The organism is Tardiphaga robiniae, from assembly GCF_013359755.1.
GTDB lineage: Bacteria > Pseudomonadota > Alphaproteobacteria > Rhizobiales > Xanthobacteraceae > Tardiphaga > Tardiphaga robiniae.
The window spans coordinates 441,816-456,191 of record NZ_JABMCJ010000092.1 but is presented as its reverse complement, the minus strand read 5'-3'; the positions used below and the strand labels follow the sequence as shown (position 1 = coordinate 456,191).

Annotated in this window: 15 protein-coding genes; 7 read left to right on the top strand and 8 right to left on the bottom strand. The window is 62.6% G+C overall.

Annotation, left to right across the window (positions count from 1 at the left end; translation table 11 throughout):
* Nucleotides 1–266: 266 nt before the first annotated feature.
* Both dnaG and HP556_RS24135 read right to left on the bottom strand, forming a co-directional pair.
* A complete protein-coding gene (dnaG, locus tag HP556_RS24140; protein ID WP_175368824.1) occupies nt 267–2,285 on the bottom strand; it encodes a DNA primase in 2,019 nt (672 codons plus the stop codon).
* Between the two features lie 144 nt (nt 2,286–2,429).
* Entirely contained in the window at nt 2,430–2,642 is a 213-nt protein-coding gene (locus HP556_RS24135; protein ID WP_175368823.1) for a hypothetical protein, read from the bottom strand.
* Between the two features lie 24 nt (nt 2,643–2,666).
* On the opposite strand from HP556_RS24135, the gene HP556_RS24130 reads away from it, so the two are divergent.
* From HP556_RS24130 to HP556_RS24115, 4 genes are all read left to right on the top strand, one after another.
* Entirely contained in the window at nt 2,667–3,224 is a 558-nt protein-coding gene (locus HP556_RS24130) for a chlorite dismutase family protein (protein WP_175368822.1), read from the top strand.
* A gap of 119 nt (nt 3,225–3,343) precedes the next feature.
* Nucleotides 3,344–3,676 carry a BrnT family toxin gene (locus HP556_RS24125; RefSeq protein ID WP_175368821.1) on the top strand — a complete coding sequence of 111 codons (333 nt, stop codon included), beginning with the start codon at nt 3,344–3,346 and terminating at the stop codon, nt 3,674–3,676.
* Nucleotides 3,618–3,941 carry a BrnA antitoxin family protein gene (locus HP556_RS24120; protein ID WP_175368820.1) on the top strand — a complete coding sequence of 108 codons (324 nt, stop codon included), beginning with the start codon at nt 3,618–3,620 and terminating at the stop codon, nt 3,939–3,941. Before HP556_RS24125 ends, HP556_RS24120 begins: the two co-directional genes overlap by 59 nt.
* A 280-nt stretch (nt 3,942–4,221) precedes the next feature.
* Nucleotides 4,222–5,439, top strand: coding sequence for an MFS transporter (locus HP556_RS24115; RefSeq protein WP_175368819.1), 1,218 nt, complete (start codon nt 4,222–4,224; stop codon nt 5,437–5,439).
* On the opposite strand, the gene HP556_RS24110 is transcribed toward HP556_RS24115, so the two are convergent.
* Nucleotides 5,436–5,831, bottom strand: coding sequence for a gamma-glutamylcyclotransferase family protein (locus tag HP556_RS24110; protein ID WP_175368818.1), 396 nt, complete (start codon nt 5,829–5,831; stop codon nt 5,436–5,438). The genes HP556_RS24115 and HP556_RS24110 overlap by 4 nt on opposite strands.
* An 8-nt stretch (nt 5,832–5,839) precedes the next feature.
* The gene (locus HP556_RS24105; protein ID WP_175368860.1) at nt 5,840–6,748 is read right to left on the bottom strand and encodes a transglutaminase family protein; all 909 of its coding nucleotides are present in this window, start codon (nt 6,746–6,748) and stop codon (nt 5,840–5,842) included.
* 126 nt (nt 6,749–6,874) lie between these two features.
* Here HP556_RS24105 and HP556_RS24100 point away from each other — a divergent pair, with 126 nt between their 5' ends.
* Nucleotides 6,875–7,678: an N-formylglutamate amidohydrolase gene (locus HP556_RS24100; protein ID WP_175368817.1), complete on the top strand. Its 804-nt coding sequence runs from the start codon at nt 6,875–6,877 to the stop codon at nt 7,676–7,678.
* 39 nt (nt 7,679–7,717) lie between these two features.
* Here HP556_RS24100 and HP556_RS24095 read toward each other — a convergent pair whose 3' ends face one another.
* Together HP556_RS24095 and HP556_RS24090 are read right to left on the bottom strand one after the other, a co-directional pair.
* Entirely contained in the window at nt 7,718–8,692 is a 975-nt protein-coding gene (locus HP556_RS24095) for a DUF3592 domain-containing protein (protein WP_231078033.1), read from the bottom strand.
* 69 nt (nt 8,693–8,761) lie between these two features.
* A complete protein-coding gene (locus HP556_RS24090) occupies nt 8,762–9,379 on the bottom strand; it encodes a LysE family translocator (protein ID WP_175368816.1) in 618 nt (205 codons plus the stop codon).
* A gap of 215 nt (nt 9,380–9,594) precedes the next feature.
* On the opposite strand from HP556_RS24090, the gene HP556_RS24085 reads away from it, so the two are divergent.
* Nucleotides 9,595–10,116, top strand: coding sequence for an SRPBCC family protein (locus HP556_RS24085; protein WP_210269300.1), 522 nt, complete (start codon nt 9,595–9,597; stop codon nt 10,114–10,116).
* Nucleotides 10,117–10,324: 208 nt separating this feature from the next.
* On the opposite strand, the gene HP556_RS24080 is transcribed toward HP556_RS24085, so the two are convergent.
* Entirely contained in the window at nt 10,325–11,935 is a 1,611-nt protein-coding gene (locus HP556_RS24080) for an acyl-CoA synthetase (protein WP_175368815.1), read from the bottom strand.
* A gap of 201 nt (nt 11,936–12,136) precedes the next feature.
* Between HP556_RS24080 and HP556_RS24075 the strand changes: the two genes are divergently transcribed.
* Entirely contained in the window at nt 12,137–12,982 is an 846-nt protein-coding gene (locus HP556_RS24075; protein WP_089262113.1) for a DUF1499 domain-containing protein, read from the top strand.
* 25 nt (nt 12,983–13,007) lie between these two features.
* On the opposite strand, the gene HP556_RS24070 is transcribed toward HP556_RS24075, so the two are convergent.
* Nucleotides 13,008–14,249: an aminotransferase-like domain-containing protein gene (locus tag HP556_RS24070; RefSeq protein ID WP_175368814.1), complete on the bottom strand. Its 1,242-nt coding sequence runs from the start codon at nt 14,247–14,249 to the stop codon at nt 13,008–13,010.
* Nucleotides 14,250–14,376 lie beyond the last annotated feature (127 nt).

Here is a 14,376-nt window from a genome sequence, read left to right as displayed (position 1 = left end):
ACGCGCTCACGCCGGGGGCGTCACCGCCCCGCTATCAATCCAGGGGACGCAAGCGCCCCGATCCAATCATCGTCACCGCTTGACGCACAAAGGGCGGCGCATATCCATCGCCACCCCCGACGTCGTCTTCGCGGTTTTCACTACTTAAGCCCAGACCCTTAACGTGGAGAGCCTTAAGCCCGGATTAACCCTGTTTTTGCAGCCAAACCATGGGTTTGGCGAGTCTTTTCGCGGTTTGCCCGGGCACCATCCGCAGCAAAGTTGCTTCACGAACTGCGCTGGAACCGCCCCGAGGATTCTCCGAACCCCTCGATCAGCGCCTCGATCCCGTCGACCTCAGCCAACCGGGCCTTCACATCGCGCAACCAGCCGTAGTTCGTTTCGCTCGCTTCTGCGCCCAGAGCAAGCTCCGCGTCTTTAAGCTCCCTAAGTAATGAGTGCCACTGGCGATGCAAGGCAACGAGCTGCGTCCAGGTGGAAAGAACATCCTCGCGGGCCGCACCAGGCCGCGCCGCCCACACCGCCTGAGTGGTAACCGCCTGCTCAACGTGTTGTAATTGCTCGGAATATCCAGCTTTAACCAGATCTGAACGCATTTGTTCACTTTGCTCGGCCTCATCGCCGTGATGATGCTCATGGGCAAAGGCCGCGATGATCCCGGCACGCAGCCGGTGCATCTCGGGATGGGCGAGTTCCAGTGCCGCCACCTCCTCCAGCCGGTCATGCAGCAGCCAGGGATGGTTGATCAGCGACTGCACGATCAGCGCCTCGCGCCTCGAAATGGCGCTGCGCTGGCCGCGCATGATCGACGAGGTCGCAAGCTGTGGACTGACCACCTGATAGGGCCCGCGCTGGATGGTCTGGGGTCCCGCATTGGCCCCGCCCCGCCCGCCGCCACTGATTCGCCCCGCTGGACCGGGGGTAAACGGACGCGGGGAACGGGCAAAACCGCCGCCTCCGCCACCCTGCTGGAAGCCACCGCGGCCACCGTTGTTACCGCCGTAGTTTTTTGGGCCGGTGCCGAAGGCGCGCTGCAGCCGCTCGGTCATGTCCTGGCGGTAGTATTTCTTCACGACATCGTCGCGGATGCCGTTCGACAATTCGTTGATCCGAGCCTCCAGCGCCGCGCGGCGCTCCGGCGTCGCGAAGGTGCCGCCGGCGATCTCGCGCGCCCAGATCAGATCCGACAGCGTGCCCGCCGCCGCCATCACATCCTCGATCGCCGCGCGGCCGCCGGAGCGCGCGAGGTCGTCGGGGTCCTGCCCTTCGGGCAGCAGCGCAAAACGCAGACTCTTGCCGGGCTTGAGATGCGGCAGCGCCAGCTCCGCCGCGCGCCATGCCGCCTTCTGGCCGGCCTTGTCGCCGTCGAAACACAGGATCGGCTCGTCGGCCATCTTCCAGAGCAACTGCAACTGGTTCTCGGTCAGCGCCGTGCCGAGCGGCGCGACCGCACCGGGAAAGCCGACGCCGACCATGGCGATGACGTCGACATAGCCTTCGACCACCACCAGCGGCGCGCCGTCATGGGCGGCCTTCCGCGCCATCGGCAGGTTGTAGAGATTGTCGCCCTTGTGAAACAGCGGCGTTTCCGGCGAGTTCAGATATTTCGCCGGCGCATCCTTCTTCAGGGCGCGGCCGCCAAAGGCGATGATACGTCCGCGCACATCGGAAATCGGAAACATCACGCGATCGCGAAAGCGATCATAAGGCACCGGGATGTCCTCGCCGCCGATCAGCAGGCCCGCCTCGACCATGTCGTTCACGGGCACGCCGGCGGCGCCGAGATATTCCTTCAGCGCGAAACGATCTTCGGATGCAAAGCCCATGCGGAACTGGAGCTGCACCGCGGGCGTGATGCCGCGATCGGCGAGATAGCCGCGCGCACGGGCGCCCTCGCGCCCCACCAGCGTCTCCGCGAAGAATTTTGCGGCGAGATCCATCACATCATACAGCGTCTTGCGACGCTGCTCGTGGCGCGCGGCATCCGGCGTCGCCGCCGGCAGCGCGACGCCTGCCATTTGCGCCAGCCGCTCGACCGCCTCAACGAAGCTGGCGCCGTCGGTCTCCATCACGAAATTGATGATGTCGCCGTGCTTGCCGCTGGAGAAGTCGTGGTAAAATCCCTTCTCGTCATTGACGAAAAACGACGGCGACTTCTCCTGCTGGAACGGCGACAGGCCCTTCCACTCACGCCCTGCCTTCTTCAACTTGACGCGCTTGCTCACGACTTCCGAAACCGGAAGCCGGGCGCGCAGATCGTCGAGGAATTGGGGCGTGAAGCGCATGGGGCAGTTATCGTGCGATCGGGTTAGGTAAGTGTTGCGGGCTCGGATGTGAGCCTTTTGGGCTTTAGCCCATGAGCCTTGGCCCAGCCGACCATGGATATAGGTTTTCCGGGAGCAGATTTGAACCTGCGGTTCTTGCGCCCGCTATTCACAGGCGAAAATAAAGCTCGTCATTCCGGGGCGCGCGCGCATCTTTTGCGCGGGCGAACCCGGAATCCCGTTGTGTTCATCGCGACTGGACACTGGGAAGCGAGCGACGATGAACATCTCGGGATAATTGGAATGGCTGAGGTTCGCGTGCGGCTGGCGCTGCGCGACGCCGGAATGACGAGTTTGTGTCAATTTGCTTGAACTCACCCCGGTTCCACGCTCTCATATTCCATGTTCACGACATTCCGCGGCGGAAATACCGGTGCATGGCAGGTGATCTCGATCTCGCCCGTCAAGGGCGAGACGCTCAAACCCGTTGCGGCGCTGTCCATCACCCATGCCGACGCCATCTCGCTGCCGCTGCTGCCGTCGCAGACATCCTGGCGCCTCGCCGGCGTCGCCAGCCATGTCCGCTATGTCGAACGCACCGAGAAGATCGCACTGGTTGCGGCACAGGCCGGGCTCGGCCGACCTGAGGCAACCCATGGCGCGCTGATCCCCATCAGGAAGAACGCAGCGTGGTGGGACATGACCCAGAACGAGCGCCGCCGCATCTTCGAAGACAAATCCCGCCATATCGCCGACAGCCTGAAATACCTGCCCGCCATCGCGCGTCAGCTCTACCATTCCCGCGATCTCGGCGAGCCGTTCGATTTCCTCACCTGGTTCGAATATGCGCCGGAACACGCGCAGGAATTCGAGGATCTCGTCGGCGGCCTGCGCGAGACGGAAGAATGGAGCTATGTGGAGCGCGAGGTCGACGTGCGGGTGGTGAAGGTGGCGGTTTGATATCCACTAAGCCTTGACCAGCACGAAATACTTTTGTATATACAACCATCGCGCTGAACGGCTAGTTCCAAACTTGGAGAAGGCAATGCAGATTGTAACTTCTTCTCGATGGGGCGCAGATGACGGCCGAACGCGACACGAGATTTAAGACTCTGGAGCCCGCGGGCTTCGAATGGGATAATCTCAAGAGCCAAGCGAACCTAAAGAAGCACAACATTGCTTTTGAAGAGGCAAGTGAGATCTTTTACTCACCGATCATTGCCTGGCGTTCACCCCGTAACAACGAGGAGCGATGGATAGCGATAGGGGAAGCTAATGGTCGAATCATTTCGGTTATTTTCACACACCGAAGTGAACTGATCAGGATTATTTCCGCGCGCCATCCGAGACCAAATGAAGAAAGAGCATATCGTAACGCGACAATGGGGCGATCGCCGCAAGGGAAAGACTGACTGGGCGCGTTTCGACGCGTTGACGGAGAAGGACATCGAAACCGCGATTGCCAATGATCCCGATTGGAAGGAATTCGAGAATATCGATTGGTCCAAAGCTGTCCTCGTCATTCCCGCCAAGAAGAAGGCCATCTCCATCCGCATCGACGAAGACGTGCTGGATTTCTTCAAGAGCGAGGGCGATGGCTATCAGGGCCGAATGAACGCGGTGCTGCGGTCTTACATGCTGCAGAAGGCCAAGCCGAAGACCAAGAAACGGGCATAGTCCGCCCGTCATTGCGAGCGAAGCGAAGCAATCCAGTTCTTGCCTTTGGCTTTCTGGATTGCTTCGTCGCTACGCTCCTCGCAATGACGAGGAATTGCTCAGAAGGACCGTTCCGCCCCCCTCTCCCCGCCCCTATTTCCCTCGAGCGGCCGCGGCCATAGCGGTCTCCAGCCCTGCCCGAACATCCAACCTGCATGGCTCCCATTCAAGACGCCGCACTTCTGGCATGGCATCACATGCGCCATATCTCTCCCACCGCCCCGCCTGCCCGAAAGCCTCCATGTCCTCATCGTCCGAACATCCCGCCCGCGACTCCGGTCCCGGCGGCTGGCTGATTTTTTCCTTTGCCGTCGCCTGCGGCGTCACCGTCGCCAATATCTATTACGCGCAGCCGCTGGTGGGGCCGATCAGCGAGAGCTTCGGGCTAGACCTGTCGTCGGCAGGCATCATGCTGACCATGGTGATGTTCGGCTATGTGCTGGGCCTGCTGTTCCTGGTGCCGCTCGGCGATCTCGTCGAGAACAAACGGCTGATCCTGATCACACTGGGCAGCCTGATCGTGAGCCTGCTGATCGCCGCAGCCGCACCCACTGCAGCGATCTTCATCGCCTCGACCCTGCTGCTCGGCGTCGCCGCCGTGGGCACGCAGATGATCCTGCCGGTGGTGGCGCATCTGGCGCCGGAGCAACGGCGCGGGCAGATCGTCGGCACCGTGATGAGCGGGCTCTTGTTCGGCATCCTGCTGTCGCGGCCGCTGGCCACCATGGTGGCCGGCTCGTTCGGCTGGCGCGCGGTGTTCGTGATGTCCGCGGTGCTGATGTGCGGCGTATTCGTGCTGATGGTGATCGCGCTGCCACGGCGGCAACCGAAGCATGAGTTGACCTATGCGACGCTGATCCACTCGCTGTGGGACCTGATGCTGACCACGCGGGTGCTGCAACAGCGCTCGGCCTATCAATGTCTGCTCTATGGATCCTTCAGCCTATTCTGGACGGCGATGCCGCTGGTGCTGGACCAGCCGCCGTTCTCGTTCGGCCATATCGCCATGTCGGCCTTCCTGCTGTCGGGCGCCGGCGGCGCATTGGTGGCCCCGCTTGCGGGACGCCTCGCCGATCGCGGCCGCGGCGATCTCGTGACCGTCACTGCGATGCTGCTGGTGCTGGTGAGTTTCGTGCTGACCTGGATCGGCGGCCACACCGGCGGCGCGACGGCCGTGACGCTGTTCGTGATCGCGGGCATCCTGATCGATGCCGGCACGCAGGGTAATGTCGTTGCCGGACAACGCGCGATCTATGCCCTCGCCGGCCATATCCGCAGCCGGCTCAACGCGCTGTTTCTCGCTTGCGCCTTCTTCGGCGGCGCAGTCGGCTCGGGCTTTAGCGGATTTGCGGTGGCATCAGGCGGCACGTCGATGATCGCACTGATCGGCATCGGTGCATCGCTGATTGCGCTGGCGCTGTTCGGCCTTGAGGTCGCCAGCAGACGCAAGGTGAGCTAGGGCGCGAGGAAACGCCCGGACATGATGCGCTTCGTTTCATCGACCGGCTTGTTGTAGATATAGGTCCAGGCTTCGCTCACGCTACCATCGGCCAGCATCACCGCAATCCGCTCACGCAGATACAGATTCGGCTGCGGATGGCCCGGGCCGACGCTCTCATAGTCGTCGAGCGCGGCCATCAGTTCATCCACATTCCGCAGCCGGAACAGCTCTCCAAACACGACATCATTGGCCTCGTCGGAATGCAGCAGGCCGGGATAATGCGCGACCATGTACAGCCTGCCGCGGCAGGAGGCTTCACCAAGGAAATCGGCACCGGACGAGAGCAGCTTCGACATCGGGTGATCGAAGCCGCGCATCAGCGTGCCGTAGACGAAAACGCGATCGGGCATGATCTAAGTCAGACTTTCTCGGCCAGCGCCGCGGCGACATCGTCGCCCGCGGACACCACATTGATACTCACATCCATGCCGAGAAACGCATCGGCCGAGCCCATATAGGTGCCGTGCAGCGGCACCGCCTGGCGCGGATCGCGCGCCACCGCGACGCGAATGAGATCCTTGCTGCCGATGATGCCGTTGGTGGGATCGAATTCGATCCAGCCCGCGGCCGGCAGATAGACCTGCACCCAGGCATGGGTGGAGCCGCCGCCGACATAATTGTGCTCGCGGTCGCCATGGATGAACAGATAACCCGACACGAAACGCGCGGCGATGCCGAGCCGGCGCAGCGCCTCGATCATGAATAGCGCAAAATCGCGGCAGGTGCCGGATTTGGTCTGCAGCGTATCGAGCGGATGCTGGGTGCCGTGCTCGTAGCGCTTGCGATAGGCGAACTGCTTGCGGATGCCGAGCGTCATGCCGGTCAGAATATTGACGGTCGGCGTGCGGCCCTGCGGGTCGAGAAATCCGCGCGCCCATGCCGCCAGTTCACCATCGGGATCGCCATATTGCGGCCGGATGAATTCCTGCAGATCGGGCAGTTCTTCGGCATCGTAGAGGAACGGATAGAAATAGGCCTTGTCGTCCGCCGTGAGCGCGAACTCATCCGATGGCAGATGTTCGATGGTCGCGGTGGATACGAAGGTGAGTTTGCGCGCGTGCTCATCGAAAGTGGCGATAGCTACCGAATTGCCGAACACGTCATGGATCCAGCGAAGCGACGCCGGCTCGGGCGTGATCTCGAGCTTGCCGTTGAGCATGCGCAGATCATGGCCATCGCGCGGCCGCAGCATGATCCGGTGTTCACCGAATTCGACCGGATGGGCGTAGCGATATTCGGTCTTGTGATGAATCGTGAGCAGGGGCATCAATGGTTCGTTCATGCGTGATTTGTCCCGTGTAATTTATACGGAAGCCTGCAGAATCACAGGCCGGGATGCCGCATCGTTAGGCAATATCGGGAAAAAGCCTTGGACAGAATTTTGGACAGAGCCTTGGATAGCGATCAGGACACATCCCTACGTCTCGGCCCCCAAGAGGTTCCGCCCGTTCTGGAACTCAATACCGCCGGAAACTCCCCTTTTCTCCTGACCTGCGACCACTACGGCCGGCTGATTCCCGAGATGCTCGGCGAGCTCGGCCTGCCCGAGAGCGAGCTCGTCCGCCACATCGCCTGGGATGTCGGCATCGCCGGCGTCGCCGAGCAGATGGCTCGGGCGCTCAATGCGCATCTCGTGGCGCAGCGCTATTCGCGGCTGGTGATCGACTGCAACCGCCCGCCGGACGCCGTAAGCGCGATTCCGCTGATCAGCGAGGCGACCACCGTGCCCGGCAATGACGGTCTCACGTCCGATGCGAAGGCGCGCCGGCGCGAGCTGATCTTCGATCCGTATCACCGGCGCATCGACGAGGTGATCGATGCAAGGCTGGCGAAGGGCCAGCCGACAGTGCTGGTGTCGCTGCACAGTTTCACGCCTGTCTATGCCGGCATTCCCCGCCCCTGGCATATCGGCACGCTCTATCAGCACGACAGCAAACTGCCACCGTTGCTGCTGCAGCTGTTGCGCGCCGAAGCCGATCTGGTGGTGGGCGACAACGAACCCTATGCGGTCTCCGACGCGACCGACTACACAATTCCCGTGCATGGCGAGAAACGCGGGTTGATGAATACGGGCATCGAGATCCGGCAGGATCTGATCACCGACCCAAGCGGCCAGACGGAGTGGGCGGAGCGGCTGACGCGCATTTTTACGGAGATCGAGGCGACGCTGATCACGCCGCGCGCATCGCATCTCTAGCTCTTGATGCTGCTAATGCACCCGCGCGGCGTGAGGTGCCTAGCCGTGCGTCCCGATGAAATAAGCCACCACCACAAATCCCGCCGCGACCACCCACAGGAAATAGGCCGCGCCGCCACCAGGGCTCAGCGTCGAGTCGGACGGATTGTCCGGATTGACGAAGACCTTCACGGCGTCACCGCTCTTGTAGTCCATCCCGAACAGCCGCAACTGCCATTGCGGCGGGTTCGGGTTGCTCGTGCTCAAGCTCCCGGCGGACCCGATATAGGCGACGTGCTTGAAGCGATAGTTGTATTGCACGTTCCGGGTCTGCATCACCGGCCCGCTGCGACCGGTGTCGCTGTCACGGCTCACATAGGTCTCGGGCGCGCCCAGTTTGACGATGCCGGGCACCACCGGCCACTTCTTGGCCAGAGATCCCTGCCGGTGTAGCGCCAGGCCGAACAAGGCAACGAGGAAGCCGAACCCGCAGAGCGCCGTCACAATCGGGGACACCTTTGGATCGACAAGATGCGCTGCGATGAATTCATTGATGCGGACGCCGCCAAAGATGCCGCCGACCACGATCGCCAGCACGATAACTGCAGCGATGCCAAGGCAACCGCCAATGCCCTTCGGCATCTCGCGATCGAGCACGGCGTCGCGCGGGTGCCGCGGGTTGTAGTAGACCATCACCGCGGTGCCGACCGGATAGCGCGCGATTGTCTCGGCGACTTCGAAATTGCCGCGGTCCTCGCCGATGCTGACGCGATTGTTCGTAAGCTTCTGTCCGCTAACGGTGTATTCGTAGACGATATTCGCAAAATTGCGTTTTTCGGTGCGCTTGCGCTCCTCGCGCGTGTCGTCGAGCACCTTGACGTCTCGTACTTCGGAGGTCGAGACGATCACCTTGCCAAATGTGGAAGGCCAGTCGCTGGCGGCGCGGACCTGCAGATATTTATAGCCGGCGGCGACCAGAATCAGGCCGAACGGCGCCAGCAGCATCGCATAGACGAACCAGGGAATGTCGGGCACGGCGGATCCTTGCGGCACGAACGCCGGCGGCGCCCTCAGATCGTTGGACGTGCGGATGCGGCGTAAGGTTCAGCGCGCTCGGGTCAGCGCCAGCCAGACGCCGCCGCCGATCATGAAGCCGCCGGAGATCCGCGACAGCAACCGCGTCCGCCGCGCCGAGAAGAATTGTCGCGCGCGGCCCGCGGCCACCGCATACACGATATCGGTGAGCGCGGCCGTCACCATGAAGGTCGCACCAAGGATGCCGACCTGCAGAATGTGGTTCTTCTCCATGTCGACGAATTGCGGAATGAAGGCGCCGAAGAACACCAGCACTTTCGGATTGCTCAGCAGCACCATCATGCCCTGCAGGAAGAAGCCGCCGCGCGGCGGTGCCGGCGGCGTATCCGCATCGATGCCCTCGACCGGCGCGCGGACCATCTTGATGCCGAGCCACACCAGATAGGCAGCACCGGCAAAGCGGACCCAGTCGAACCAGTAGCCCATGGTGGCCATCAGCGTCGCAAGCCCAAGCGCAACGATGCCGATCACTACGGCAAGCCCCGCTTGCGTGCCGGCAATGCTGATCATCGCCGCGCGCGTGCCGTAGCGCAGCCCGTTGGCGATCACCAGCGTGACGTTCGGCCCGGGGAGCAGCGCCAGCGCAATGCAGGCGACAACGAAAGCGAGATAGACTTGCAGGGACATCGGCACGCTCCTATTCCGATTTTATCTACGTCATGGCCGGGCTTCCCGGCCATCCACGCCTTCACTGCAGGCTAAGACGTGGATGCCCGGCACAAGGCCGGGCATGACGACGGTGTGTTGTCTTAACACTAGCACTCGTATTGCTCACAGCAAAACACACTTGCCCGGCAGGGCGCCATCTGGTTGCCTGTCACCGCACGCATGGAGCAACGGCCATGATCGATATCAACAGGTTCCGGCCCGCGATCGTCTACACGATCTATATCGCGTCGACGCCCGAGAAGGTCTGGCAGGCACTGACCTCGGCGGAGTTCAGCCGGCAGTATTTCTCCGGCTTCGCGGTGCAGCTTGAGGGAAACGTCGGCGGCGCGTTCAAGGTGCTCGCGCCGGATGGATCGCTGCATGTTTCGGGCGAGGTGATCGAGCACGACCAGCCGCGCAAGCTGACGATCACCTGGGACGTGAACTGGCCCGGACTTGTCGAAGCGCTCGGTTCGACGCTGGTCACCTATGATCTCGCGCCATCAGGCGAGACGGTGAAGCTGACGATGACGCAGGCGCATGATCGCCACCTCAGCGACGACATCCTGTCCGGCGGACGCGCCGGCTGGCCGGCGATCCTTTCGAGCCTGAAGAGTTTGCTGGAAACGGGCAAGGTCCCCGCGATCCAGATAGAGCCACCGCTGAAGCTGCTGGCGGCGCTGAAGGAGATGGGGATCAAGGTGCCCGGGATGTGAGGTGCAGCGCCGGCCGTGCGCTCCCTCTCCCCGCTCTGCGCGGGGAGAGGGGTGGGGTGAGGGGCTGGGGTACGTCGACCCCACGAAGCTTCACTCTCGGGTCGGTGAGATTCGAGAGTGGCGTGGTTGGTACGAACTGTGTGCCCTGCCCCTCACCCGCCGCGAAGACGCGGCGACCTCTCCCCGCACTGCGGGGAGAGGTGAAGAACTACCCCAGCGCCCGCAATTCCCGCCTGAGCACCTTGCCCGTCGCCGTCATCGGCAGCGACTCCGCGAACTGCACGTGACGCGGATACTCGTGCGCCGCGAGTTGCGATTTCACAAAGTCCTGCAGCTCGCGCGCCAGCTCGTCACTCGGTTCAAAGCCCGGACGCAGCACGATCCAGGCTTTCACGGCTTCGGTGCGGATCGGATCGGGAATACCGACCACCGCCGACAGTGCGACCGCGGGATGCTTCAGCAGCGTATGCTCGATCTCCGACGGACCGATACGATAACCTGCGGATGTGATCACGTCGTCTTCGCGTGACACGTACCAGAAGTAACCGTCATCATCCTGAATGCCGAGATCGCCGGTTAGCAGGAATTCGCCGGCGAATTTTTTCGCGGTGCCTTCGGGGTTCTGCCAGTAGCCGAGCATGGTGCAGGGATTTGGCTGTCTGATGCCGACAATGCCCCGCTCGCCGCGCGGCAATTCCTCGCCCTGCTCATTGACGATACGCACATCGAAACCCGGCGTCGGCTTGCCCATGGAGCCGGGCCGGATCGGAAACAGATCGGCATTGTTGCCGACCACGAGATTGCATTCGGTCTGGCCGTAGATCTCATGCGCGTCGATGCCGAACGTATTGCGCACCCAGTCGAGCAATTCCGAACCGAGCGACTCGCCACCAGTGAGCATGCTGCGCAGCTTCACGCCATCATGTTTGACGCTTGCCTGCCGCATCAGCTTCAGCGCCGTCGGCGGCAGAAACACGTTGCGTATCCTGTGGTCGGCCATCAGCTGCATCGCCGCCGCTGGCTCGAATTTCCTGGCGCGATAGCCGACGATCGGCACGCCGTGATACCAGGCCGGAAACAGCGCATCGAACAGCCCGCCGATCCACGCCCAATCGGCCGGCGTCCAGTAGACGTCGCCCGGCTTCGGAAAGAAGCCGTGCACCATCTCCACATTGGGCAGATGGCCGAGCAGCACGCGATGGGCATGGAGCGCGCCCTTGGGATTTCCCGTCGTGCCCGAGGTGTAGATGATGATCGCGGGATCGTCGCAGGACGTATCGACCGTGGTGAAGTCTTCGGACGCCGCCTCGATCGCCGACCAGAACGATTTGGCACCGGCATGCGGTGCACTGTCCGTGACATAGATATCTTGCAAATGAGGCAGCCGCTCGCGGATTTTCGACAACTTGTCCCAGCCGCTCGCGTCGGTGACGATGGCCTTGGCTCCAGAATTGGCAAGGCGGAATTCCAGCGCATCCTCGCCGAACAGCGTGAACAGCGGCACCGACACCAGCCCGGACCGGAACGCCGCGAGATGCGCCACCGGCAATTCCACCGATTGCGACAAAAACACCGCAATGCGGTCGCCGCGCTGCAGGCCATCCGCCTTCAGCACATTGGCGAAGCTGCGCGAGAAAGCCTGCATCTCGTCAAAGGAGAAACGATGCGTGCCGCGGTCCTCGTCCACATAGATCAGCGCCAGCCGCCCGCTACCGTCGGCATGACGGTCGCAGGCCACCGTCGCGATGTTGAATCGCTCCGGCACATCCCAGCGGAAATTGCGGGCGAGCGTCTCATAATCCGTGGTTTCGACCAGCATGGCAGGCGGCTCCCTGCGGCGTTGCTTGCTTCTTCTCGTTATACCAGGGGAGAAGTCTGAACGGCCGCGGCCCCATTCTTAAACGAGGAGTCCTGTCCGCCAAAGTGCCTTGAAATTCCCGGCCCGGCATGGTCTCAAGCACCCTATTCGGAACCCGGCGCTATCAGCGCCTTCGCAAGCTCAATCCGGCAGAAATTCCCCATGGCACGCAGGTTTTCGGCCGCTTATCAGTCGGAGCCAGTATCCAGCCTGGCGCTGTGGGCGCGGCGCCTCGCGGTTTTCGCCGCCATTGCAGCCCTTACCTCGATCATCATCGTCCGCTTCGGGTTCCTTGAAGTAAAACCGGCGCTGATGACCTTCTTTGGCGCGTTGGGATTCGCCGGCCTCTCGATCCTGGTGGCGCTCGCCGGCTTTGCCGCGATCTGGCAGAACGGCTCGCGGGGCATGAGCGTGATCATGGTGGCGCTGATGCTCGACGTGGTGATCCTGGCGTATCCCGGCTACCTTGCGTACCAGTACCGCAAGCTGCCGAAGATCCACGACATCACCACCGACCCGGTCGACCCGCCGCGCTTCGAGGCGCTGGCGCGGCTGCGGACCGGCGACGGTACCAATTCAGCCGTCTATTCCGGCCTCTACTCCGCGGAGCAGCAGCGCACGGCCTATCCGGATATCGAGCCGGTGGAGCTGGAGGTGCCCGTGCAACGCGCCTATGACGTGACGCGCGCTTTGGTCGAAAAGCGCAAGTGGATCGTCATCGACGAGCGTCCGCCGCAGCCGCCGCGCCGCATTGGCCGTATCGAGGCGGTGGCGCGCACCCCTATCATGGGTTTTCGCGAGGACGTCTCGATCCGTTTCACCCCCGACGGCGAAGGCTCACGCGTCGATATCCGCTCGTCGTCGCGCTATTTCGAAGGCGACCTCGGCAGCAACGCCGCGCGCATCACCAAGCTGATCGACGACATCAACACCGCCGTCGACAGCGCGCCGGCGCCGAAGAAGGCAGCGACGCCGGCGAAGGCTGCGGCAAAGGGCGCGAAGAAGTAGGCTCCCGCCCCTCCGCGACAAGCTCTCACCCCCGCGCGCGTTTCTCCACATTCGCGATCCGCTCTGGCACGCCGAACTCCTGCCGGCAGACATCAGCGAGGACCGCGATCCCTTCGCGGATTTCGTCATGCGTGGGGCTGGCAAAGCAGATGCGAATGTGGCTGTGCGCATAGGCCTTGTCGACAGACCATTCCGGGCCGGGATTGATCGACACGCCGGCCTTGAGCGCGGCCTGATAGAGCTTCATCGCATCGACATTGGCGGGCAGTTTCACCCACAGAAAGATGCCACCTTTGGGTTCGTCGAATTCCGCCGCCGTGCCGAACTGCTCGTTGAGCGCGTCCATCAGCGTCTCCAGCTTGGCGCGTAGTCCGCGCGTCGCCTTCGGCACATGGGTGGCGAAATGCGGCACGCAATATTCGGCGAGGACCATCTGCTCCAGTGCGCCTGAGCCGGCATCGGTCTTCAGCGCCAGCATGCGCGACATGATTTCCCAGGGCGCGACGATGTAACCGACGCGAAGCGCAGGCGCGATCGACTTGGAGAACGAGCCGATATGGATCACGCTGCCGGTCTTATCCATCGCGTGAATCGCCGGCGGACGCTCGCCGTTCCAGATCAGGTCGGCATAGCAATCGTCCTCGAAAATCGGGACGCCGAATCTGGCCGACAGCGCCAGCAATTCGCGGCGACGGCTTTCCGGCATGATGGTGGCAGTCGGGTTCTGCACGGTCGGGATCGTATAGATATATTTCGGCCGGATGCCCTTCGCCTTCAGATCTTCCAATGCTGAGGCCAGCGCGTCCATCCGCATGCCGTCGTCATCCAAGGGGATGCCGATGATATTGACGCCGAGACGGGTGAGCCGGTTGATGGAGCCTTGATAGCAGTCGCGCTCGATGATGACGGTGTCGCCCCTGGCGAGCAGGCTGTGATTGACGAGGTCGAGCGCCTGCAGCGAGCCGGAGACAACCAGGATGTCATCGGCGCTGCAATCGATGCTCGCATCGCGCTTCAGCTTGGTAGCAATGAAATCCCGCAGCGGCAGATAGCCCTGCGGACCGCTCGCCAGACCGTAGGTTGCCAGCGTGCGTCCCTCGCGCAGCATGACGGCATTGGCGGCAGCAGTCAGGCCCTCCACCGGCACCTGGTCCATATCGTTGTTCCCGCCGACGAAGCTGTATTTGGCGAGACCGGTCCATTTTGCCGCAGCCGCGGGCAGGCCCGGAGGCAGCAATGGCGCGTAGTCGAACCGTGCAGTGGTCATGAACGTCGTCTCCCTGAAGCTTTTTATGACGAAGGCTGCCTCGTTGGACCGCCCTCCGCGTGTATCGCGCGCCGAATGCCGGATATTACCCCTTTGCCCTCACGCGGCGCACCATTAGAGTGCCGCC

Coding starts and splice junctions, on each gene's coding strand:
- dnaG (WP_175368824.1), bottom strand. CDS start 2,285: ATGCGCTTCACGCCCCAATTCCTCGACGATCTGCGCGCCCGGCTTCCG.
- HP556_RS24130 (WP_175368822.1), top strand. CDS start 2,667: ATGTTCACGACATTCCGCGGCGGAAATACCGGTGCATGGCAGGTGATC.
- HP556_RS24125 (WP_175368821.1), top strand. CDS start 3,344: ATGACGGCCGAACGCGACACGAGATTTAAGACTCTGGAGCCCGCGGGC.
- HP556_RS24120 (WP_175368820.1), top strand. CDS start 3,618: ATGAAGAAAGAGCATATCGTAACGCGACAATGGGGCGATCGCCGCAAG.
- HP556_RS24115 (WP_175368819.1), top strand. CDS start 4,222: ATGTCCTCATCGTCCGAACATCCCGCCCGCGACTCCGGTCCCGGCGGC.
- HP556_RS24110 (WP_175368818.1), bottom strand. CDS start 5,831: ATGCCCGATCGCGTTTTCGTCTACGGCACGCTGATGCGCGGCTTCGAT.
- HP556_RS24105 (WP_175368860.1), bottom strand. CDS start 6,748: ATGCCCCTGCTCACGATTCATCACAAGACCGAATATCGCTACGCCCAT.
- HP556_RS24090 (WP_175368816.1), bottom strand. CDS start 9,379: ATGTCCCTGCAAGTCTATCTCGCTTTCGTTGTCGCCTGCATTGCGCTG.
- HP556_RS24085 (WP_210269300.1), top strand. CDS start 9,595: ATGATCGATATCAACAGGTTCCGGCCCGCGATCGTCTACACGATCTAT.
- HP556_RS24080 (WP_175368815.1), bottom strand. CDS start 11,935: ATGCTGGTCGAAACCACGGATTATGAGACGCTCGCCCGCAATTTCCGC.
- HP556_RS24075 (WP_089262113.1), top strand. CDS start 12,137: ATGGCACGCAGGTTTTCGGCCGCTTATCAGTCGGAGCCAGTATCCAGC.
- HP556_RS24070 (WP_175368814.1), bottom strand. CDS start 14,249: ATGACCACTGCACGGTTCGACTACGCGCCATTGCTGCCTCCGGGCCTG.